The organism is Aeromonas sp. 1805, assembly GCF_013085525.1.
GTDB classification, from domain to species: domain Bacteria; phylum Pseudomonadota; class Gammaproteobacteria; order Enterobacterales; family Aeromonadaceae; genus Aeromonas; species Aeromonas hydrophila.
Genome location: NZ_CP038515.1, coordinates 33418 through 56165 on the forward strand (window position 1 = coordinate 33418; position 22748 = coordinate 56165).

At 60.1% G+C, this 22748-nt stretch carries 14 protein-coding genes; 5 read left to right on the top strand and 9 right to left on the bottom strand.

Features of this window, described 5'->3' with window-relative positions; translation table 11 throughout:
- Positions 1 to 762: 762 nt before the first annotated feature.
- On the top strand, positions 763 to 8181 hold the full coding sequence (locus E5E96_RS00165) for a retention module-containing protein (RefSeq protein WP_171281287.1): 7419 nt from the start codon (positions 763 to 765) through the stop codon (positions 8179 to 8181).
- A gap of 206 nt (positions 8182 to 8387) precedes the next feature.
- Complete coding sequence (locus E5E96_RS00170) at positions 8388 to 9491, top strand: YdcF family protein (RefSeq protein WP_171281288.1); 1104 nt, start codon at positions 8388 to 8390, stop codon at positions 9489 to 9491.
- Positions 9492 to 9547: 56 nt separating this feature from the next.
- Here the strand turns inward: E5E96_RS00170 and E5E96_RS00175 are convergent, their stop codons facing one another.
- Both E5E96_RS00175 and E5E96_RS00180 read right to left on the bottom strand, forming a co-directional pair.
- On the bottom strand, positions 9548 to 9904 hold the full coding sequence (locus E5E96_RS00175) for a DUF805 domain-containing protein (RefSeq protein ID WP_065476693.1): 357 nt from the start codon (positions 9902 to 9904) through the stop codon (positions 9548 to 9550).
- Between the two features lie 130 nt (positions 9905 to 10034).
- Complete coding sequence (locus tag E5E96_RS00180; RefSeq protein WP_253264689.1) at positions 10035 to 10247, bottom strand: hypothetical protein; 213 nt, start codon at positions 10245 to 10247, stop codon at positions 10035 to 10037.
- Positions 10248 to 10323: 76 nt separating this feature from the next.
- Here E5E96_RS00180 and E5E96_RS00185 point away from each other — a divergent pair, with 76 nt between their 5' ends.
- Complete coding sequence (locus E5E96_RS00185; protein WP_171281289.1) at positions 10324 to 12006, top strand: alpha/beta hydrolase; 1683 nt, start codon at positions 10324 to 10326, stop codon at positions 12004 to 12006.
- An 88-nt stretch (positions 12007 to 12094) separates the two neighbouring features.
- Here the strand turns inward: E5E96_RS00185 and E5E96_RS00190 are convergent, their stop codons facing one another.
- The 6 genes from E5E96_RS00190 to cyoA form a co-directional block, all read right to left on the bottom strand.
- The gene (locus E5E96_RS00190) at positions 12095 to 13456 is read right to left on the bottom strand and encodes an MFS transporter (RefSeq protein WP_065016959.1); all 1362 of its coding nucleotides are present in this window, start codon (positions 13454 to 13456) and stop codon (positions 12095 to 12097) included.
- A 189-nt stretch (positions 13457 to 13645) separates the two neighbouring features.
- Positions 13646 to 14542: a heme o synthase gene (gene cyoE / locus E5E96_RS00195; RefSeq protein WP_005302932.1), complete on the bottom strand. Its 897-nt coding sequence runs from the start codon at positions 14540 to 14542 to the stop codon at positions 13646 to 13648.
- Between the two features lie 11 nt (positions 14543 to 14553).
- On the bottom strand, positions 14554 to 14883 hold the full coding sequence (locus E5E96_RS00200; RefSeq protein WP_005302933.1) for a cytochrome o ubiquinol oxidase subunit IV: 330 nt from the start codon (positions 14881 to 14883) through the stop codon (positions 14554 to 14556).
- Positions 14883 to 15494 (bottom strand): cytochrome o ubiquinol oxidase subunit III, encoded by a 612-nt coding sequence (locus tag E5E96_RS00205; RefSeq protein ID WP_016351429.1) that lies wholly within the window; start codon positions 15492 to 15494, stop codon positions 14883 to 14885. The genes E5E96_RS00200 and E5E96_RS00205 overlap by 1 nt, the downstream gene beginning before the upstream one ends.
- 4 nt (positions 15495 to 15498) lie before the next feature.
- Positions 15499 to 17475, bottom strand: coding sequence for a cytochrome o ubiquinol oxidase subunit I (cyoB, locus tag E5E96_RS00210; RefSeq protein ID WP_016351430.1), 1977 nt, complete (start codon positions 17473 to 17475; stop codon positions 15499 to 15501).
- Positions 17475 to 18545, bottom strand: a complete 1071-nt coding sequence (cyoA, locus tag E5E96_RS00215) for a cytochrome o ubiquinol oxidase subunit II (RefSeq protein WP_171281290.1) — start codon at positions 18543 to 18545, stop codon at positions 17475 to 17477. The genes cyoB and cyoA overlap by 1 nt, the downstream gene beginning before the upstream one ends.
- Positions 18546 to 19153: 608 nt before the next feature.
- Here cyoA and E5E96_RS00220 point away from each other — a divergent pair.
- Both E5E96_RS00220 and E5E96_RS00225 read left to right on the top strand, forming a co-directional pair.
- Positions 19154 to 21079 (top strand): FAD/NAD(P)-binding protein, encoded by a 1926-nt coding sequence (locus tag E5E96_RS00220; protein ID WP_171281291.1) that lies wholly within the window; start codon positions 19154 to 19156, stop codon positions 21077 to 21079.
- Positions 21076 to 22275 (top strand): cytochrome c, encoded by a 1200-nt coding sequence (locus E5E96_RS00225; protein ID WP_171281292.1) that lies wholly within the window; start codon positions 21076 to 21078, stop codon positions 22273 to 22275. Before E5E96_RS00220 ends, E5E96_RS00225 begins: the two co-directional genes overlap by 4 nt.
- Before the next feature lie 62 nt (positions 22276 to 22337).
- Here the strand turns inward: E5E96_RS00225 and E5E96_RS00230 are convergent, their stop codons facing one another.
- Positions 22338 to 22673, bottom strand: coding sequence for a DUF3634 family protein (locus E5E96_RS00230; protein WP_017410690.1), 336 nt, complete (start codon positions 22671 to 22673; stop codon positions 22338 to 22340).
- Positions 22674 to 22748: the final 75 nt, after the last annotated feature.

The following is a 22748-nucleotide window of genomic DNA, read 5'->3' on the forward strand; positions in this document are numbered from 1 at the left end:
AAAGTGTGCTCAAGGATGCAACATCCCCCGGGTTTGCGTAGATAGAAGATAGGAATGATTTGCAATAACTGGCTGAGCTACTGGCCAGCGTAATATGCAGCAGGTATCAGCAGGAGATCTTGCTTCGAGAGACAGATCACAGTGTTATCTACACCGCCCCCTCTACATACAGTATTAAAATGCACATAGCCGATTACTTATTCAGACCATCAACCAGCTCCCTATCAGTGACAAGTACTTATTTTCTCGCACGTGTTAAAAACAAGGATATAAATAGTCGAAATCATCGGTTTCGTTTCACATAACAGGCAGAAAACTGTCATCCACCACCCGCCAAAAAACGCCGTTTCTTATAAAAACAACCTATAAAACTGATATTTCAATGCATTGCTTCCAGCTATTATCGCGTCACCAGCAAGATGAAAACGTTTTTCAATTAAACACCTTAAAATTTCTTTATTCTCATCAAAAAATAGAAATTTGCTCATACAATGAGCACCCTGCATATGTATACCTTTCCGGTGCTAGAGATGGCACAGAAAAATACTTGAACCCTGACTGCAAAAAGAATAATTACAATAAAATCATACTCATACAAAAACTCAGTCAGGGCTTGGGTTAATGAAAACATACCATAAAAAAGCCACCTGAGGATTCAATACACTCTCCTCTACCCTGGACGGCACAGACAGTTTTTTAAATTTATCAGTTCAGACTATTAGGAACACACGCAACATGCACAAAATCCTGCTCGATCAAGCTATGGAACTCACTAAGGCTCAAGGAGAGTGCTGGATCGTTTTAAAAGATGGCTCACTCAAAGCCGTTAATGTCGGTGATATACTTCCTAAGGGTGTGCTACTGGTATCCCCTTCGGATGTAGAACTGACACCGCCAGCCATGGCGAGTGCAAATAACCCGATTCCCGACGAAACCATCCCCTCCGCCGGGAGTGAAATCTCCCCGACAGTTGAGCAAGAGCTGGCAGCCATCCAGCAAGCAATTCAGGATGGGCAGGATCCGACCGAAATCGCCCAAGCAACCGCCAGCGGCGGTGCTAGCGCAGGAGGCATAGCGGGCTCCGGTAATGCGGGTGTCATTGTCACCGAACGTACCGCCAAGGCGACCATTTCCGAAGCGGGTTTTGATACAACCCATAGCAGCCGTGACCCACAGCACCAGGATGCGCTATCGGGTGACGAAATCGTAGGCATGATAGAGCATCCACCGGTTGCTTTTGATCAGCAACAGATCATTTCTGAAGACACGCCGACCCTGTTCGCGCAGGTTCCCATAGCGCAGGATCCCGATAGCGACGGCATTAATCCTCAGGGTTACACCCTGGTCAGCAGCGTACAGAGCGGTCAACTGACCCTCAATGCCGATGGCAGTTACCAATATATTCCCTCCCCCGAGTTTCAATCCCTACGAGAGGGTGAGACGCGCCAAGTCTCCTTTACCTATGTTGCAACCGATCCGAGTGGCAACCAGAGTGCCCCGGCCACAGTGACCATCACCATCACCGGCACCAACGACACCGCCACCATCGGTGTTGCCACCCCGGGAGCCGACCAGGGCGCCGTCAAAGAGGACGTGACCCTTACCACCGGCGGCAAGCTGGTCGCCACCGATATCGACCACGGCGAAGCCGTGTTCCAGCCTCAGACCCAGATCAAAGGCGCCCATGGCACCTTCTCCATCGACAAGGATGGCAACTGGACCTACGAGCTCAACAACAACGACCCGCTGGTACAGGCCCTCAAAGAAGGCGAGTCTCTGCCCAGCGAAACCTTTGTGGTCAACAGTGCTGACGGCTCTGCCCAGCACACCGTCACCGTCGCTATCACCGGCACCAACGACACCGCCACCATCTCCGTCGCCACCCCGGGTGCCGACCAGGGCGCCGTCAAAGAGGACGTGACCCTTACCACCGGCGGCAAGCTGGTCGCCACCGATATCGACCACGGCGAAGCCGTGTTCCAGCCCCAAACCCAGGTCAAAGGCGCCCATGGCACCTTCTCCATCGACAAGGATGGCAACTGGACCTACGAGCTCGACAACAACGACCCGCAAGTGCAGGCCCTCAAAGAAGGTGAGTCGCTGCCGAGCGAAACCTTTGTGGTCAACAGTGCTGACGGCTCCGCCCAGCACACCGTCACCGTCGCTATCACCGGCACCAACGACACCGCCACCATCGGTGTTGCCACCCCGGGAGCCGACCAGGGCGCCGTCAAAGAGGACGTGACCCTTACCACCGGCGGCAAGCTGGTCGCCACCGATGTCGACCACGGCGAAGCCGTGTTCCAGCCCCAAACCCAAGTCAAAGGCGCCCACGGCACCTTCTCCATCGACAAGGATGGCAACTGGACCTACGAGCTCGACAACAACGACCCGCAAGTGCAGGCCCTCAAAGAAGGCGAGTCGCTGCCGAGCGAAACCTTTGTGGTCAACAGTGCTGACGGCTCTGCCCAGCATACCGTCACTGTCGCCATCACCGGCACCAACGACACCGCCACCATCAGCGTTGCCACCCCGGGTGCCGACCAAGGCGCCGTCAAAGAGGACGTGACCCTTACCACCGGCGGCAAGCTGGTCGCCACCGATATCGACCACGGCGAAGCCGTGTTCCAACCCCAGACCCAGATCAAAGGCGCCCATGGCACCTTCTCCATCGATACCGATGGCAACTGGACCTACGAGCTCGACAACAACGACCCGCAAGTGCAGGCCCTCAAAGAGGGTGAGTCGCTGCCGAGCGAAACCTTTGTGGTCAACAGTGCTGACGGCTCTGCCCAGCACACCGTCACCGTCGCTATCACCGGCACCAACGACACCGCCACCATCTCCGTCGCCACCCCGGGTGCCGACCAGGGCGCCGTCAAAGAGGACGTGACCCTTACCACCGGCGGCAAGCTGGTCGCCACCGATATCGACCACGGCGAAGCCGTGTTCCAGCCCCAAACCCAGGTCAAAGGCGCCCATGGCACCTTCTCCATCGACAAGGATGGCAACTGGACCTACGAGCTCGACAACAACGACCCGCAAGTGCAGGCCCTCAAAGAAGGTGAGTCGCTGCCGAGCGAAACCTTTGTGGTCAACAGTGCTGACGGCTCCGCCCAGCACACCGTCACCGTCGCTATCACCGGCACCAACGACACCGCCACCATCGGTGTTGCCACCCCGGGAGCCGACCAGGGCGCCGTCAAAGAGGACGTGACCCTTACCACCGGCGGCAAGCTGGTCGCCACCGATATCGACCACGGCGAAGCCGTGTTCCAGCCCCAAACCCAGGTCAAAGGCGCCCACGGCACCTTCTCCATCGACAAGGATGGCAACTGGACCTATGAGCTCAACAACAACGACCCGCTGGTACAGGCCCTCAAAGAAGGCGAGTCTCTGCCCAGCGAAACCTTTGTGGTCAACAGTGCTGACGGCTCTGCCCAGCACACCGTCACCGTCGCTATCACCGGCACCAACGACACCGCCACCATCTCCGTCGCCACCCCGGGTGCCGACCAGGGCGCCGTCAAAGAGGACGTGACCCTTACCACCGGCGGCAAGCTGGTCGCCACCGATATCGACCACGGCGAAGCCGTGTTCCAGCCCCAAACCCAGGTCAAAGGCGCCCATGGCACCTTCTCCATCGACAAGGATGGCAACTGGACCTACGAGCTCGACAACAACGACCCGCAAGTGCAGGCCCTCAAAGAAGGTGAGTCGCTGCCGAGCGAAACCTTTGTGGTCAACAGTGCTGACGGCTCCGCCCAGCACACCGTCACCGTCGCTATCACCGGCACCAACGACACCGCCACCATCGGTGTTGCCACCCCGGGAGCCGACCAGGGCGCCGTCAAAGAGGACGTGACCCTTACCACCGGCGGCAAGCTGGTCGCCACCGATATCGACCACGGCGAAGCCGTGTTCCAGCCCCAAACCCAGGTCAAAGGCGCCCATGGCACCTTCTCCATCGACAAGGATGGCAACTGGACCTACGAGCTCGACAACAACGACCCGCAAGTGCAGGCCCTCAAAGAGGGTGAGTCTCTGCCCAGCGAAGCCTTTGTGGTCAACAGTGCTGACGGCTCTGCCCAGCACACCGTCACCGTCGCTATCACCGGCACCAACGACACCGCCACCATCTCCGTCGCCACCCCGGGTGCCGACCAGGGCGCCGTCAAAGAGGACGTGACCCTTACCACCGGCGGCAAGCTGGTCGCCACCGATGTCGACCACGGCGAAGCCGTGTTCCAGCCTCAGACCCAGATCAAAGGCGCCCATGGCACCTTCTCCATCGACAAGGATGGCAACTGGACCTACGAGCTCAACAACAACGACCCGCTGGTACAGGCCCTCAAAGAAGGCGAGTCTCTGCCCAGCGAAACCTTTGTGGTCAACAGTGCTGACGGCTCTGCCCAGCACACCGTCACCGTCGCTATCACCGGCACCAACGACACCGCCACCATCTCCGTCGCCACCCCGGGTGCCGACCAGGGCGCCGTCAAAGAGGACGTGACCCTTACCACCGGCGGCAAGCTGGTCGCCACCGATATCGACCACGGCGAAGCCGTGTTCCAGCCCCAAACCCAGGTCAAAGGCGCCCATGGCACCTTCTCCATCGACAAGGATGGCAACTGGACCTACGAGCTCGACAACAACGACCCGCAAGTGCAGGCCCTCAAAGAAGGTGAGTCGCTGCCGAGCGAAACCTTTGTGGTCAACAGTGCTGACGGCTCCGCCCAGCACACCGTCACCGTCGCTATCACCGGCACCAACGACACCGCCACCATCGGTGTTGCCACCCCGGGAGCCGACCAGGGCGCCGTCAAAGAGGACGTGACCCTTACCACCGGCGGCAAGCTGGTCGCCACCGATGTCGACCACGGCGAAGCCGTGTTCCAGCCCCAAACCCAAGTCAAAGGCGCCCACGGCACCTTCTCCATCGACAAGGATGGCAACTGGACCTACGAGCTCGACAACAACGACCCGCAAGTGCAGGCCCTCAAAGAAGGCGAGTCGCTGCCGAGCGAAACCTTTGTGGTCAACAGTGCTGACGGCTCTGCCCAGCATACCGTCACTGTCGCCATCACCGGCACCAACGACACCGCCACCATCAGCGTTGCCACCCCGGGTGCCGACCAAGGCGCCGTCAAAGAGGACGTGACCCTTACCACCGGCGGCAAGCTGGTCGCCACCGATATCGACCACGGCGAAGCCGTGTTCCAACCCCAGACCCAGATCAAAGGCGCCCATGGCACCTTCTCCATCGATACCGATGGCAACTGGACCTACGAGCTCGACAACAACGACCCGCAAGTGCAGGCCCTCAAAGAGGGTGAGTCTCTGCCCAGCGAAACCTTCGTGGTTAACAGTGCTGACGGCTCTGCCCAGCACACCGTCACCGTCGCCATCACCGGCACCAATGAAGCGCCCGTTGCACAGGACGATGGTCTGGCCAACAACAAGACAGTCACTCTCGATGGACAGAACTGGGATACAAGCGGCGATATCAAGGTCGATTACTATGTCATAGATGCCAAGACCGGACAGAAAGTGGCCGATGCCGAGAAATCCGATTACACCGGCGATGGCGACCATCGCTTCGGGGTGAAATCCGGAATCGAGCAACCAGGTGCAGACACGGTTCAGGCCGGGCAGCTCGGCTACCTCGACAGCGCGGATCAGAGCGAAGCCATGCGCTTCACCTTCCAGCAGGGGCAGGTTGCCAACCATGCCACCATCCAGGTCAAGAACTTGTGGAGCGACATAGCACATGGCAGTTGGGAACCGGGTATCGAGCGGGGTGTCTGGAAAGCCTTCTACAAGGGCGAGCTGGTTGCGACCGGTATCTTCGAAGGCACCTCTGGCGGTCGACAGGATGTGCAGATCGATGCCGGTGGCCGCTACTTTGACACCATCGAAATGTCAGCCATTGGCTACAAGGATGGCATCGTCGATCCGAAAGGTTCCGAGTACTTTATCACCCAAGTCACCGCAGAACTGACCCGCTTCGATAAGGCCTATCAGACCAATGAGACCGGCGTACTCTCCCTCGATGTGTTGAGCAATGACTCGGATCCCAACGGCGATGCCATCACCATCGTGCCGGGTAGTTACCCAGACTATGTCACCCAGGTCAATGGCAAGCTGCAGTTTGATGCCGCCAAATACCTGCTGACGTTGCCTGAAGTTGAACGGGATTTGGCTGCGGGCGAAGCCAAAGAGATCAAGTTTGACTACGTCATTCGCGACACTCACGGTGCCACCGATCACGCCAGCGTCACCATCACCCTGATCGGTGAGACACAAGCTGCTCCGGCGCCACTGCATGTAACAGTGCAAGAGGATGGACTGGCTGGCGGTGCATACGCACACAGCGAAGGCCCTCTGCCGGGCGCTCAGGGTGCTACGCCCCACGACTACCAGTTTGCCACTCAGCAGCCAGGCACTGCAGCAAGCAGCGCTGGCAAGCCGCTGAGCTACGAGGTGAGCAGTGATGGTCTGACCCTGACCGGCTTTATCATGGAGGCAGGCCAAAAGGTCAACGTGCTGACGGCGCAGCTGAACCCGCAGAGCGGCACTTATCAGCTGGATCTGTTCCGCCCGCTCGATCATGGCACCGCCGGCAAGGACACCCTCTCCCTGCCGTTCGAGCTCGACATCAAGATTGGCAACCAGCACACCAAGGGAGAACTGGTGATCGATGTGATCGACAGCGCTCCAGCCCCTGCACACCTGACCCTCACCACCGGGGACATGGCGCCACAATCCAACTCCGTCATCATTGCACTGGATATGTCCGGTTCCATGAATGACTATGTCAAGGACGCAAATGGCCAGTGGGCCACCCGATGGTCACTCTCGCAACAAGCCATCAAAGCGATGTTCGAGCAGTACGACAAGCTGGGAGATGTGCAGTTCAAGATTGCCACCCATGCAGGTTATCCGGATGGTCAGATCTCAGGCTGGCTGCACTCCCAGGCCGAAATCCAGCAGTTCTTCAGCAAGCTGAGCCCGGCAGGCTGGACCCCCTACGCTCAGGCACTCAACCAGCTTGATGCCATTCTGTCTGATAGACAGGATCAACAGGCCATGGCGGGGAGCAACAAGCAGTTCTACTTCCTCTCCGATGGCGCCCCCTCGGACTTTGGCTACTGGTTGAACAATAAAGACCAGTCAGAGATGTTCCGCGATCGCTTGATGAAGGGCATCAGCCCGGATGAGGTGGGTGGGGAGCAGCACTATCAGGATCTGCTCACTGGCCGGGTTGAACCGACCAAGGCCGAGCAGTTGCTGATCCTTGGCGAGTCCATGGAGCACATTCTGAATCAGCATGGCAACCCTTTTGACAACGTCAATATGCTCGCCATCGGTCAGAGCTCCTCGCTGGAGTATCTGACCCCTATGGCGGGTCATGATGGTACCGCCATCAAGGTGGAAAAGGATGCCGACCTCATCAGCACCCTCACCGAGTCGGTACCAGGCCAGTTGCACGGGGATCTCACCGGCCCATCGATCGAGGGCGAGTGGGTCGATAGCCTGGCCCATGATGGCCACACCTACTTCTACGATCAGCAGAAAAACGGCATCTTCGCCCACAACAACGATACCGACATCAAGATAGCCGATGGCAGCAAGCTGACCCTGGATACCGCCAATGGCAAACTGGCGCTGAACTTTGAAACCGGCCAGTACGACTATCAGGCCAAAGATGTGCATGGCGATGGAGAGGACAAGTTCCTTCTTACCCTGCGCGATGGGGATGGCGATACCGCTGACACCTCTCTGGTTATCAAGGTCACCGATCTGCAAGGGGGAATCAGCGCATCACCCTTGACTCAGGGTACGGAGGAGAAATCTGCCGCCTTTGCTCACTCTGTTCCCTTGCTCGGTACAGAGGCGCAAGATGCGCTCATAGAGCTGCCTGTCAGCCAGCCGGCGGCCTCTGTCAATCATATGGAGAGCCCGACAACGACCGGGATAGCCATCAGCGATCTACTTGGACATGATGAGATGGGCAGCCTGCTCACCCAGGTCGTGCCAGCCACTCAACACTCCGCTGGCAGTGTCCCTGAAGTGCTGACCGTGTCAGCTCTGCCGGATGCCAATGGCCCTGACTTGCTCAGTCATACCATGTCAAACCCGGTATTTGATGAGTTGTTGTCACAACAGCAATTTATCTAGTAACCCCTCAAGCCCAGCCCCCAACCCAACCGTTGGGGGCTTTTTTATCCCGATGCGCCCTTCATTAGGATCCCACTCGTTCCCTGCGAAACCATTAGCTGCTCACAGTTTAAGACCCTGATCCAGAGTAATATTTCTCTCTTCCATTTCCCCCACGATCGACGAGGCATCTTCTCCTGACCAAATTCAACTGCGAGCCAACCTATATGAAGCAGACTCTACTCTCTCTGACGCTGGCCAGCCTGTTGGCGCTGCCAGTGTGTGTCTCCAGCAATGCCTGGGCTGCCCCGGTACGCTCCCTGCAAAAGGAGCAGAATTACGACCAGTACATCAGCAAGCGCCAGGTGGTGGATCAGCTGCTGGCAGATGCCTGGCAGATCTTCAAATCCCCCGCCCGCATCTCCACCGCCGGCTTCACAGCCAAGATGCCGAGCAACATGGAGCAGGTGACCGAACTGCTGCTGCAGGCCTACCAGCTCGAGCCCTATCGCACCGACCTGCTCATCTCGGCGGCCAACGCCCAGATATACAACGGCAACGTGGACAAGGCCATCGGCCTGTTCGAGCAGGCCCTCAGCACCGCGCCCGATGACATCGACCTGCTGACCTACCTCGCTACCTGGCAGACCTTCAAGCACAACGAGGCTGCCGCCAAGGGGTATCAGAGCAAGCTGGCGACCCTCAATCCCGGCCGGGCAGCCGATCTGCAACGCATCTTCGACACGGTCGAGCGCGTCATCGCCACCCCGCTCAAGGAGCAGGGGGAGCGCTCACCCAAGCCGGGCAACCGGGCCATCGTCACCCTGGGCTATGCCCTCAATCCCGACGGCTCCATGCACGACATCCTGCTGGGCCGGCTGGAAACCACCCGGGCGCTGGCCAAGACCAATCCGGCAGCCCTCATCATCCTGACCGGCGGCGTGCCCCAGCACCGTCAGACCGAGGGCAAGCTGATGGCCGACTGGCTGGTGAAAAAGGGGATAGACCGCTCCCGCATCATCGAGGAGAACTACGCCACCAGCACGGTGGAGAATGCCCTCTACAGCGGCTATGCCCTCGCCCGCCACCAGATCGAGTACGCCACCCTGGTGAGCTCCGCCAGCCATGTGCGCCGGGGCCAGACATTGCTGGAGATCGCCTGCTGGCAGAGTGGGCCGGCCGGGATCCGGATAGACAGCGTCAGCTACCCCGACAAGCCACTCTCCGAGCTTGCCAAGGTGAGCGACAGCGAGCTGCTCGGCATCTACCGGGATGCCCTGCGCACCTACGGGCTCTGGAGCTACCGCTCCGCCCCCCTGCTGGAGCGTTGAGTCATGTCTAATAAAAAAACCGCCGAATGGCGGTTTTTTTATTCTGTCGCTAATGCTTATATTGCTTTGGGATCTTCACCAAAACGGTTCTCTCCCGTAGTCCCTGCGCAGAAACTGAAGTAGAGCAAAATAAAGGGGCCCACCACAGGAATACAAGAGATGAGGATCCACCAGCCACTACGATCGATATCGTGCAACCGGCGTACCGTCACCGCAAAACCAGGGAAGGCAACCAATAATAAATAAATACAGAGAACTGATACGCCAACTTCTGGGCTAGTAGACAAGACACACGCCACGCCAATGATGCAAGCGACCAAAAAGTTGAACAGGCTGAACATCCAGTACTCTTTACGTCGAGCTCGCCCGCGCAGTACTGCATATTTTTTAAGAGCAGAAAGATACCATTGCATTGTATTAACCCAAATTTATCTATTGTTATGTTTATGCCATTTCATGGCCGTGGCACGCTATCACGAGAACTCAATAGAGTCCAGAAAAAGCTACCTTTCAATCAACTTTTGTTCTTGCATGATCAACACGTTACAAGGGTGAGAAAACAGCATCGCCATCTTGGACAAGATTTTCACCCAATATAACGCCAGGACCAGCCCTTGTGCCGACCGGTCGCGCCGCCGTTATTGATCCCGCATAAAATAACGGTGCGCGTTGCCGGTCATTATTTTCAAATAGATCAATGAGGCCACCAAATATCACCAGAAATATGTAAATCGACACACCTTGCAATATTTCCATACAACTTCCGGCTGCCATCCGGTCGGCCCCTCCCCGTACTATTTCGGGGTTCAGGCTAGATAAATGGAAATAGACTATGAAATACACGCTGCTCATGACCCTGCTGGCACCGGCATTGCTGGCAGGCTGCAATCTGGAAAAGAAAGAGGAGCCCTTCCAGGCCCGCCATATTCGTGCCGGCTATGACGCCGGCCAGGTCTGCCAACAGCTGCGCCAGGGCTGGCAGGAGGACGGCATCGCCATTCCCGCCAGTCAGGTCAGTTGTCACTACCTGACGGTGCCGCTCGATTACGACAAGGAGTGGGTCCAGATCAAGGAGACCAAGTGGGAGAAGCGCTCCGCGGCACGCGCCGACAGTTCCCTCTTCGCCGACAACAACCCCCGCTTCTCCTCCTGGCCGGACAAGCCCGTCCGCCCCCATGTCAAACAGGAGACCCGCACGGTCAAGGGCGACACCCTGGATGTCTTCTATCTACACTATCGCGCCACTGGCGACTATCGCGGCACCCTGTTCTACAACCCGGGCGGCCCCACCTCGGCCACCCCGGATCTCGGCCTTCTGCTCGACCTGCTGCGCAGCGCCAACCCTGCCATCCTTGAGCACTACGACATCGTCACCCTGGATCCCCGCGGGGCCGGTTACAGCGCCCTCGGCCACGAACTGCGCAGCTGCCTGCTGACCGACAAGCAAGGCGTGCGGCCAGACATGAGCCCGGCGCAGCTCGCCCAGCTGTTCGCCAGCCGGGACAAGGGCGCCCTGCCGGCGCTCCAGAGCGGGGCGGATCAGGGCAAGGCCTTCAGCGCGGCCCTATTGGCGCGCTGTGACGAGCCGTTGCGGCTGCATGCACCGCACCTGGGCTCGCGGGCCGTGGTCGAGGACATGGAGCGCCTGCGCCAGCACCTGGGGCGCGAGCGGATCACCCCCATCACCTTCTCCTACGGCACTCGCCTGGCCGCCCTCTATGCCGCCCGCTACCCGAGCCACGTGGCCAATCTGGTGGTCGACTCGCCAATGTCCCCCGCCGAGAGCCGCTATCCCGCCATCTTCCGCGGTGATGCCGAGAATGCCAATCGCATCCTGGCCTGGCGCTTCGGCGACCAGGCGCTGCAGCGCAGCATGGCGGTGACCCAGCAGGTTCGTGACAACGGCCGCTATGTGGACAACCAGGGCAATCTGCTCGACCGCGACCGCTGGGAAGCGGTGATGAGCGATGCCATCAGCGGCAGCCAGCGCGACGATCAGCTCGCCTTCTGGCAGCAGGACGATGTAGGCCCCCTGCTGGCCCGCCTCGCCAAGGAGCAGGCCGACGAAAACCCCTATTCAACGCTGCTGGAGATGCCCTTCTTCAGCGCCATCCACTGCACCGACAACAGCGAGCCCTATGGCTGGCAGATACTGGACCCGGAAGATGCCGCCTTCCAGGGGGCCGGCGCCCTGCTGCTGGCCAACAGCTTCAACACCTGCGCCGACTGGCCTTATCCGCGCCAGCCCATCGCCAGCTATGGCGCCGGCGAGATAAAACTGCCGGATGATGCCAGGGCCCTGGTGCTCGGCGCCGAGTACGATCCCAATACCCCCTTCACCGGTGCTCGCCAGATGCAGGCCGCCTTTGGCAGCGCCGCGCGAATGGTGCAGGTGGCGCAGAGCAACCAGCATGGCCAACTGAACAGCTCCCGCTGCGCCCAGGCGGCCCTCAGCACCCTGCTGTTGGGGGATGCCGCGAGCCTGCCCGCCGAGCAGCGCTGCCTGGCTGACTGAGCTCGCCCCTACTGAACACAGTCCCGCTGAGCACAGCCCAACAAAAAGCCCGCCGAATTGGCGGGCTTTTTCATGCAGGCAGGCGCCCTCAGGCGGCGACCAGCGACTCCAGGTCGCGCCGGCTCAGGCGCTTGCTGTCCACCTTCACATAGACGGAGCGCTCCGCAGCGGCCAGCAGCACGTCGCTCACCCCCTCACAGGCGCGGATCTTCTGCTCGAGCGCAGCGTCGGCCTCCACTCCTTCCGGCAACACGATGCGCAGGCTGCTCACATAGGGGGGCTCGGCCATGGTCAGGCTGACCCCGAGCCAGACCAGAGCCAGCGCGGCGCAGCCGCCAAACACCAGGGCGCCGCCACCCAGGCTGTAGAGCAGGCCGCCGAGGCTGCCACCGATGGCCACCCCGATGAACTGGCTGGTGGAGTAGATCCCCATGGCGGTGCCCTTGTAGCCGGGGGGCGACTCCTTGCTGATAAGAGAGGGCAGCAGCGCCTCCATCACGTTGAAACCGATGAAGAAGATCTGCAAGCCGGCGAGCAGGCCCCACAGCTGCAGGCCGCTTTGCCAGAGCACCAGCTCGGCGACGAGCATCACCAGCACACAGATCTGGAACACCCGCTTCATCTTTCTGCGCTTCTCGGCATAGATGATGAACGGCACCACGCTGACAAAGGCGATCAGCATGGTGACCAGATAGGCCTGCCACTGGCTGTCGCGGGGCAAGCCGGCGCGCTCCAGCAGCGGCGGCAGCGCCACGAAGCTCGACATCAGCAGGGTGTGCACGCAGAGGATACCGAAGTTGAGCTTGAGCAGGCGCGGGTTGGTCAGCACGGTGCGCATCCCCCCCTTCACCATGCCGGACTCGCGGTTGAGCAGGTGGCCGCTCGGGGTCGGCACCAGCCAGAGGGTGACGGCGATGCCTGCCAGCGCCAGCAGGGCGATCAGCCAGAACAGGCCGGAGAGCCCCAGCGCATGGGTGATAAGGGGGCCGGTCACCATGGCGATGGCGAAGGTGATGCCAAAGCTCACCCCGATGAAGGCCATCGCCTTGGTGCGGTTCTGCTCGCGGGTGAGATCCGACAAGAGCGCCATCACAGCAGCCGAGATGGCACCGCTCCCCTGCAAGGCACGGCCGAGGATCACGCCCCAGATGGAGTGGGTCAGCGCCGCGATCACGCTGCCGAGGGCAAACATCAGCAGGCCGCCGACGATGAGGGGCTTGCGGCCCACCTTGTCGGAGAGCAGGCCGAACGGGATCTGGAACAGCGCCTGGGTCATGCCATAGATGCCGATGGCCAGGCCGATGAGCGCCTCGGAGGCCCCCGCCAGCGACATGCCGTAGGTGGTCAGCACCGGCAGCACCATAAACATGCCGAGCATGCGCAACGAGAAGACGGAGCCGAGCGCCCAGGTGGCACGGCGCTCGCCCCTCGTCATGGTGAAATCGTTCATGATGGCCTCGATAGGTCAGGGAAAAGGAAGACTCAAGGGGTGGCCGACACGCGCCATGCCACACCCGACAGAGGGGAAAAGTGCCCGACGGGGCGGCCCCATAATAACAGAGCCGGGAAGGTTCCCGGCTCTGGATTCGACTGATTTTCCCGCGTCGCATCACAACACGGAGCATGACAGGCAGGCCACTCAGGGCAGCATGCTCACCAGCACCGCAGGCTCGGCCTCCGGCTGGAAGTCCACCGACATCATCACGCTGAGGCAAGTGATGGTAACGATGGAGAACATGAACAGCTTGCGCGCCCAGAGGGAGTCATCCACCGCCGCCTTGTAGCCAGACAGCGCCATCCCCAGCCACCAGACGCTGACCGCGGTGGCCACCACCAGATACTTGTAACCGGCGTAACCGCCGAGGAACAGCATCAGGGTCGGTACCATGAAGGCCAGGATGTAGAGGGTGATGTGGAGCTTGGCCACCGGGATCCCCTTCACCACCGGCAGCACCGGGATGTTGGCCGCCTGGTAATCCTTGAAGCGGAAGATGGCGATCGCATAGGAGTGCGGCATCTGCCACAGGCTGAAGATCGCCAGCAGGATCAGCGCCCCCGAGTCGAACTGACCGCTCACCGCGCAGTAGCCGATGACCGGCGGCGCGGCGCCGGAGAGGCTGCCGACCAGGGTGCCATAGACCGAGTGACGCTTCATGTAGAGGCTGTAGACCCCCACATAGACAATGAAGCCCAGCACCGCCAGCAAGGCGGCCAACGGATTGGCCGCAAAGTAGAGCAGTGCAATGCCCGCAATGCCGAGCGCGGTGGCGTACCAGAGCGATACGCCGGGGGCGATCAGACCCTTCACCAGAGCACGGTTCTTGGTGCGCTCCATGATGCAGTCGATGTCCCGGTCGATGTAGTTGTTGAACACACAACCGGAGGCGACCACCAGTGATACACCAGCCATGGTCAGAATGAACAGGGGCACATCCAGGCTCCCCTTGGAGGCCAGCAGGAACCCTCCGATAACCGAGATGAGGTTACCGAAGATGATGCCCGGCTTGGTCACTTGCAGGTATTGCTTCATCATCATTGCCAACCTGCTCAGTGAACCATCATGTTGATGTTGAGGTTGTACATGATCCACAGGGAACCCACGACCACGATGGCGATGATGAGCACGGTAAAGATCAGTGCCACCAGGTTCCAGCGCTCCTCGGACGAGGTGTTCATATGCAGGAAGTAGACCAGGTGCACGAAGATCTGCACCACCGCCATGCCGACCACGGTGGCCAGCACAGTGGTGTGGGAGGCGGAGCCGTCCATCACCATCCAGAACGGCACAGCGGTCAGGATCAGGGACAGCACGAAGCCGATCAGGTAGCTCTTGGCGCTGCCGTGGCTGGCGCCGTGATTGTCAACGGAATGACTCATTACATGACCCCCATCAGATAGACCACGGTGAAGACGCAGATCCACACCACGTCGAGGAAGTGCCAGAACAGGCTCAGGCACATCAGACGGGTACGGTTGCGATCGGTCAGCCCCTTCTTGGCGACCAGCACCATCATCACGATGATCCAGACAAGACCGCTGGTCACGTGGATACCGTGGGTGCCCACCAGGGTGAAGAAGGCAGAGAGGAAGCCGCTGCGATCCGGACCGTAGCCCTCGGCAATCAGGTGATGGAATTCATAGATCTCCATCGCGATGAAGCCGGCGCCGAACAGGAAGGTGATGAACAGCCAGGTGTTGACCGCCGCTACCTTGTTCTTGTTCATGGCCAGCATGCCGAAGCCGAAGGTGATGGAGCTCAGCAGCAGCAGCATGGTTTCGGCAAACACGAACGGCAGTTCGAAGATGTCCTTGCCGCTCGGACCGCCGGCAGTGCCGTTGACCAGGACCGCATAGGTCGCGAACAGGGTCGCGAACAGGATGCAGTCACTCATCAGGTAGATCCAGAAGCCGAATACCTTGTTAGCACCGGCATCGTGGTGCCCATCCTCATGGGCACCCTGGGTGTGATGTAGAACGTCAGTCGCCATGGAATTAAGCCACCTTGTTGATATTTTCAAAATGCTGACGCTCGATCCGCTCGATCTCGTCAACCTGCACGTAGTAGTCCACGTCGTCGTTGAAGCTGTGGATGATCCAGGTGGCGATCATGCCGACGAAGCCGGCGATGGCCATCCACCAGATGTGCCAGATCATGGCAAAGCCGAACACCACGCTGAAGGCGGCGATGATGACGCCGGCACCGGAGTTTTTCGGCATGTGGATCGGGTCATAGTGCTTGGGCTGCTGATAAGCGGAACCGTCCTGCTTGGCTTCCCAGAACGCATCCAGTCCCTTGATCTTCGGCTCGATGGCGAAGTTGTAGAAGGGGGGCGGCGAGGAAGTGGACCACTCCAGGGTACGACCGCCCCAGGGATCGCCGGTCAGGTCGCGGTTCTTCTCGCGGTCGCGGATACTGACCACGATCTGGATCACCTGGCACAGTACGCCCAGCGCAATCAGGCCGGCGCCGCAGGCAGCCACCACCAGCCAGCCGTGGAACTCGGGATCGATGTTCTGGCTGACGCGACGGGTCATGCCCATGAAGCCCAGTACGTAGAGCGGCATGAAGGCGACGAAGAAGCCGGTGATCCAGCACCAGAAGGCACGCTTGCCCCAGACGTCATCCAGCTTGAAGCCGAACGCTTTCGGGAACCAGTAGGTGATACCGGCGAAGCAGCCGAACACCACGCCGCCGATGATGACGTTGTGGAAGTGGGCGATCAGGAACAGGCTGTTGTGCAGCACGAAGTTGGCGGCCGGCACGGAGAGCAGTACCCCGGTCATGCCACCCACGGTGAAGGTGATGATGAAACCGACGGTCCACAGCATGGGCGAGGTGAACTCGATGCGACCGCGGTACATGGTGAACAGCCAGTTGAAGATCTTCACCCCGGTCGGAATGGAGATGATCATGGTGGTGATGCCGAAGAAGGCATTCACGTTGGCGCCCGACCCCATGGTAAAGAAGTGGTGCAGCCAGACGATGAAGGAGAGCACGGTAATGGCGATGGTCGCCCACACCAGCGAGGTGTAACCGAACAGCTTCTTCTTGCAGAAGGTGGCCACCACTTCGGAGAAGATCCCGAAGACCGGCAGTACCAGGATGTACACCTCGGGATGACCCCAGGCCCAGATCAGGTTGATGTACATCATCATGTTGCCACCCATGTCATTGGTAAAGAAATGGGTACCCAGGTAGCGGTCTGCGGTGAGCAGGGCGATGGTGACAGTCAGGATCGGGAAGGAGGCGATGATCAGCACGTTGGCGCACAGGGCGGTCCAGGTGAACACCGGCAGGCGCATCATGGTCATGCCAGGCGCGCGCATCTTGATGATGGTGGCGAAGAAGTTCACGCCGGTCAGCAGGGTTCCCAGACCCGAGATCTGCAGACTCCAGATCCAGTAATCGACCCCGACCCCGGGACTGAACTCCAGCCCCGACAAGGGCGGATAGGCCAGCCAGCCGGTCTGGGCGAATTCACCGACCCCGAGGGAGACGTTGATCAGCACCACGGCCGCGGCGGTGAACCAGAAGCTCAGGTTGTTCAGGAAGGGGAAGGCGACGTCACGGGCACCGATCTGCAGCGGCACCACGATGTTCATCAGGCCGATCACCAGCGGCATGGCCACGAAGAAGATCATGATGACGCCGTGGGCGGTGAAGATCTGGTCGTAGTGGTGCGGTGGCAGTATGCCCTCGCCGCCAGCCGAGGCCATGACCTGCTGGGTACGCATCATCACTGCATCGGCAAAGCCGCGCAGCAGCATGACCATGCCGAGGATGAGATACATGATACCGAGGCGTTTGTGGTCCACCGAGGTGAGCCACTCTTTCCACAGATATTGCCACTTGCCGAAATAGGTGATGAGCCCGGCGACGGCCAGGCCCCCCAGAATGATACCGGCTATCGTGACCATGATGATGGGTTCATGGTACGGAATAGCGTCGAGTGTTAATTTTCCAAACATCAGTTAGTACCCGCTTTCACAGTCTTGTCGGCCGGCATGTGGCCGGCGTGGTCCATCTGCTCGCCCTGGGCCTCATGGTGCATGGCATCGCCGTGCGCCATGCCTGCGTGGTTCATGGAGGCATCATGCTCCATCCCCTCGTGGCTCATGGACTCGTCATGGGACATCGCGGCCTGCTTTTCGCCGTGTTGCATGGCGGCGTGCTCGCCGTGCTTCATGTCGCCCATGAACTTGTTGATGATGTTGACGAACAGCTTGGGATCGGCGCTGGCGAAATACTCCACCGGGTGGTTTTCGCTCTTCTTGGCCAGGGCATTGAACTCATCCATGGTGTTGAGCGCCTTGGAGGAGGCCTTCACCTTGGCAACCCAGGCGTCGAAACCGGCTTGATCCTGCGTCGCGATGGCGTTGAACTTCATGCCTGAGAAACCGGCGCCGCTGTAGCCGCCCGAGATACCCTTGTACTGGCCTGTCTCGTTGGCGATCAGGTGCAGCTTGGTCTGCATGCCCGCCATGGCGTAGATCTGGCCGCCCAGCTGGGGAATGAAGAAGGAGTTCATCACGGTGTCAGACGTCACCCGGAAATTGACCGGGGTGTTGACCGGGAATGCCAGCTCGTTGACCGAGGCGATGCCCAGTTCCGGATAGACAAACAACCATTTCCAGTCAAGGGAGATGACATCGACCTGGATCGGTTTCACCTCGGATTCCAACGGTTTGTAGGGATCCAGAGAATGGGAGGTTTTCCAGGTGATCACCGCCAGGATGGCGACAATAATGACGGGTACGGTCCAGACGACCGCTTCAATCTTGTTGGAGTGGGCCCAGTCCGGTGCATAGGTGGCCTTGGTGTTGGACGCTCGGTATTTGTAAGCGAACGCCACCGCCATCACAATCACCGGCACCACCACAATCAGCATCAAGCCGAGTGCGGTCAGTATCAGTGACTTCTGCTCCAGACCAACTTGTCCCTTGGGGCTCATCAGAGCCATGTCGCAGCCGCTCAGCAAGCCGGCAGTCGCGAGCAACAGCAAAGCGCCCAAGCCCCTCTTTACATCAAAAGGTCTCATGCAATGTCCTCATCTTCGCAGGGCTAAAGTTGTAAGAAAAACGCAGCATTCTATTTCACCCGGGGGGATGTGAACAACATGAAAAATTAATCTTTCACTTGTGTGTGGATTGCGATTTCTGTGTGTTGCATGTTAATGCCTTGACGTCATGAAAATTATCAAAACCACCTCGACCCCCTTTCATCGCCAGCTGGTGCCATTTCACCCTGTATCTGTTTATTAAACAGACACCCCATGATTTAACCCTTTACTTAACAAGGACAAATGACACCCCTTTGTGGCTAGCCGACGAAATTCCGGGCTGAAATCCGTGCACATTTGGCCGCTCAGGGCCGAACAATAACAGGACTCGAAATTAACCATAATTAATCAAATTAAATTTCAATTAATTCCATGAGGTTGGTACGGCTTTACCCGCAAACATGCACGCCACATGCATCTCATGCGACCTGGTCGATCACAGGGTCCATCATTTTGTTTAATAAGTTATTATCAAACCCATGGACTCCATCCGGATATGGCGGTAGGTTGCGCCCCTTCGTTACTCGCCAGTCACGAATTCAACCTTGTCCCATTTCTCACTCGACTCTTCATACACAGGGATTGCCATGAGCATCACACGCAGAGACTTTCTCAACGGCGTCGCCATCACCATTGCGGCCGGGGTTGCCCCCATCAAGCTGCTGCAAGCGGCCGAAGGCGGCACGGCACTGGCTGAAAAAACGCTGGTCTACCCGCCCGCCCTCACCGGGCTGCGCGGCAACCACCCTGGCTCCTTCGAACCGGCCCACAGCATCGCCCGCGACGGCAAACAGTATGACTTCGCCAACATTCCCCTCGAGGGCGAATACGATCTGGTGATCGTCGGCGCCGGCATCAGCGGTCTGGCGGCGGCCTGCTTCTATCAGCAACTGCTCGGCGCGGACAAAAAGATCCTGCTGCTCGACAACCACGACGACTTCGGTGGCCATGCCAAGCGCAACGAGTTCACCACCCCGGACGGCCTGCGGCTGGGTTACGGTGGCAGCGAATCCCTGCAATCGCCGCGCTCTGTCTACAGTCCGGTGGCACTGGGGCTGCTCAAGGCACTCGAGGTCAACATCGACGAGCTGGCCAAAGGCTTCCAGCAGACCTTCTACCCGGATCTGGGCCTGAGCCGCGGCGTCTACTTCGACGAGAAGCACTTTGGCGTCAACAAGGTGGTGAGCGGCGACCCTGGCCACAACGTGGCCGACGACATCCCGCGCGATCGCCTGAACGGCCGGCCGCTGGCAGAGTTTATCGGCGACTTCCCGCTCGATGAGAGCGACAAGGCGGCCCTGCTGGCGCTGCACGAGGAGAAGACCGACTACCTGAGCGGCATGACCCAGGCGGAAAAAGACCTCTGGATGACCCGCAACAGCTACACCACCTTCCTGCGCGACAAGGTGGGCCTGAGCGAGCGGGCCATCACCTACTTCCAGCAACGCACCAACGACTTCCAGGCGGTCGGCATCGATGCCACCGCCTGCGCCGATGCACGCCTGTGCGCCCTGCCCGGTTTTGGCGGCATGAACCTGACCCCACTCGATGCCGAGGAGCAGGCGGAGCTGGACGATCCCTACATCTTCCACTTCCCGGACGGCAACGCCGGCCTGACCCGCTTGATGGTGCGCAAGCTCATCCCGCAGGTGGCCCCCGGCCACACCATGCAGGACGTGGTGCTGGCCAAGTTTGACTACAGCAAGCTCGACCTGCCTGAACACAAGGTGCAGTTGCGCCTCGGCAGCACGGCGCTGCAGGCCAAAAACGTGTCGCTCAAAGATGGCAAACAGGGAGTGGACGTCACTTACATCAAGGAGGGGAAACTGCACCGGGTGCGGGCCAAACAGTCCATCATGGCTGGCTACAACATGATGATCCCCTACATGGTGCCCGAAATGGCGGAGCCCCAGAAGGAGGCACTGCGCCAGAACGTCAAGGCGCCGCTGGTCTACACCAAGGTGGTGATCAAGAACTGGCAATCCTTCGTCAAGCTGGGGGTGCACGAGGTCTACTCCCCCGCCGCCCCCTACAGCCGGGTCAAGCTCGACTACCCGGTCAACCTCGGCGGCTACGAGCATCCCAAGAACCCGGATCAGCCCATGTGCCTGCACATGGTCTACGTGCCGACCCTGCCAGGCAGCGGCCTCTCGGCCCGCGAGCAGTCCCGCAAGGGGCGCGCCATGATCCTCGGCATGCCGTTCGAGCAGCACGAGCAGATGATCCGCGAACAGTTGCAGGGGATGCTGGGCGGCGCCGGTTTCAACCATGAGCAGGATATCCTCGCCATCACGGTCAACCGCTGGTCCCACGGCTACTCCTACATCACCAACACCCTGTTCGATGACGAGGAGCAGTGCGACAAGTGGATCGAGCTGGGCCGCCAGCCGGTCGGCAACATCACCATCGCCAACTCCGACTCGGACTGGAGCCCCTACGCCCACTCCGCCATCGATCAGGCCTGGCGCGCCGTCAACGAGCTGGTTGCCATGCACAAGGGAGGTGCCAAATGATCCGTTCCCTGACCCTGACAGCCAGCGCCGTGCTGCTGGCCCTGCCCGCCTTCACCCTGCAGGCCGCGCCTGCCATGTCGGCCGGCGAATACGTGGCCAAGCTGGGGGACTGTGCCGCCTGCCATACCAGCGAGGCGAGCAAGCCGCTCGCCGGCGGCAAGGGCTTCCCCACCCCCATCGGCACCGTGTTTGCCACCAACATCACCCCCGACAAGACCCACGGCATCGGCAACTACAGCCTGCCCGAGTTCCTCAAGGTGATGCGTGAAGGGATCACCCGCAGCGGCGATCCCCTCTACCCGGCCATGCCCTACACCGCCTACGCCAAGATGAGCGATGAGGATCTCACCGCCCTCTACCACTACCTGATGCAGGATGTGCAGCCGCAAGCAGTTGCCAACAAGGAGAGCGACATCCCCTGGCCGCTCAACATGCGCTGGCCGCTCAACGGCTGGAACTGGGTCTATCACGATGACAGTCGCTTTACCCCGGTAGCCGGCAAGAGCGAGGCGTGGAATCGCGGCGCCTATCTGGTGCAGGGGGCGGGTCACTGCGGCAGCTGCCACACCCCGCGCGGGCTCGGCATGCAGGAAAAAGCCCTGACCGAGGCAGATCCCCTCTATCTGAGCGGCGCCACCCTGGATGGCTGGTATGCCCCCAACATTCGCGGCACCCGCTACGACAAGCAGGCGCTGATCGACCTGCTGAAAACCGGCCGCAGCCAGCATCAGGCCGTCAGCGGCCCCATGGCGGAAGTGATCACGCACAGCAGCCAGTACTTCAGCGACGCGGACCTGGCCAGCATCGCCACCTACCTGACCGAACTCGGTGACGACGCCGCGGCCAGCAAGGGCAACCGGGCCTACGCCAGCGCCGGCGGCAAGGCGGACTACGCCATGTACTGCTCCACCTGCCACGGGGTCAACGGCCAGGGCAATGACCACGTCATCCCCTCGCTGGTGGGCAACCAGACCGTGCTGGCCGAGGACCCGAGCAGCCTGCTCAACGTGCTGCTGCACGGCGCCGAGACCCCGGTCACCCAGGGCAACATCGGCTACCACATGCCGGGCTATGGCTGGACCCTCAACGATCAGCAGATCGCCGAGCTGGTCAACACCCTGCGTGCCTCCTGGGGCAATGAAGGGGTGGCCATCAAACCGGAGACGGTCAAGGCCCAGCGCGCCCTGCACCAATAACTCGCGCCGACCATAACGAAACGGGCCTCCAGTGGAGGCCCGTTTGCTATGTGAGTGACGACTCACCCCTTGCGCGGTTTGGAGCCGGAGAGCGGCACCGCCCCCAGCCGGTAATCGCCATAGGGGAAGATGTTGCGAAAGCGCTGGGCCACCGGCTCGGGAATGGAGCGGGAGAAGACCAGCTTGACCCCATCGCCATCGCGCTGACCCAGGATGCGCCCGCGCACCGTCTCGTGGCGCAGGATCTGCCTGGCCTGCTCGATGAACGCCGGCGACACCTTGCCCCGCTTGACCTGCACCTTGCCTGGCGCAAGCCGGATCTCGAACAGGGCGCCACGCCCCAGCTTCATCAACCACCAGATGAGGGCGATCGCCACCAGCAACGACAACCAGGCCATCCTGTTTCTCCTTCTTCACACGGTTGCGGACAGTATAAGCCGCAACTGGCCCCCGATTGTTTGGCACGGATCACA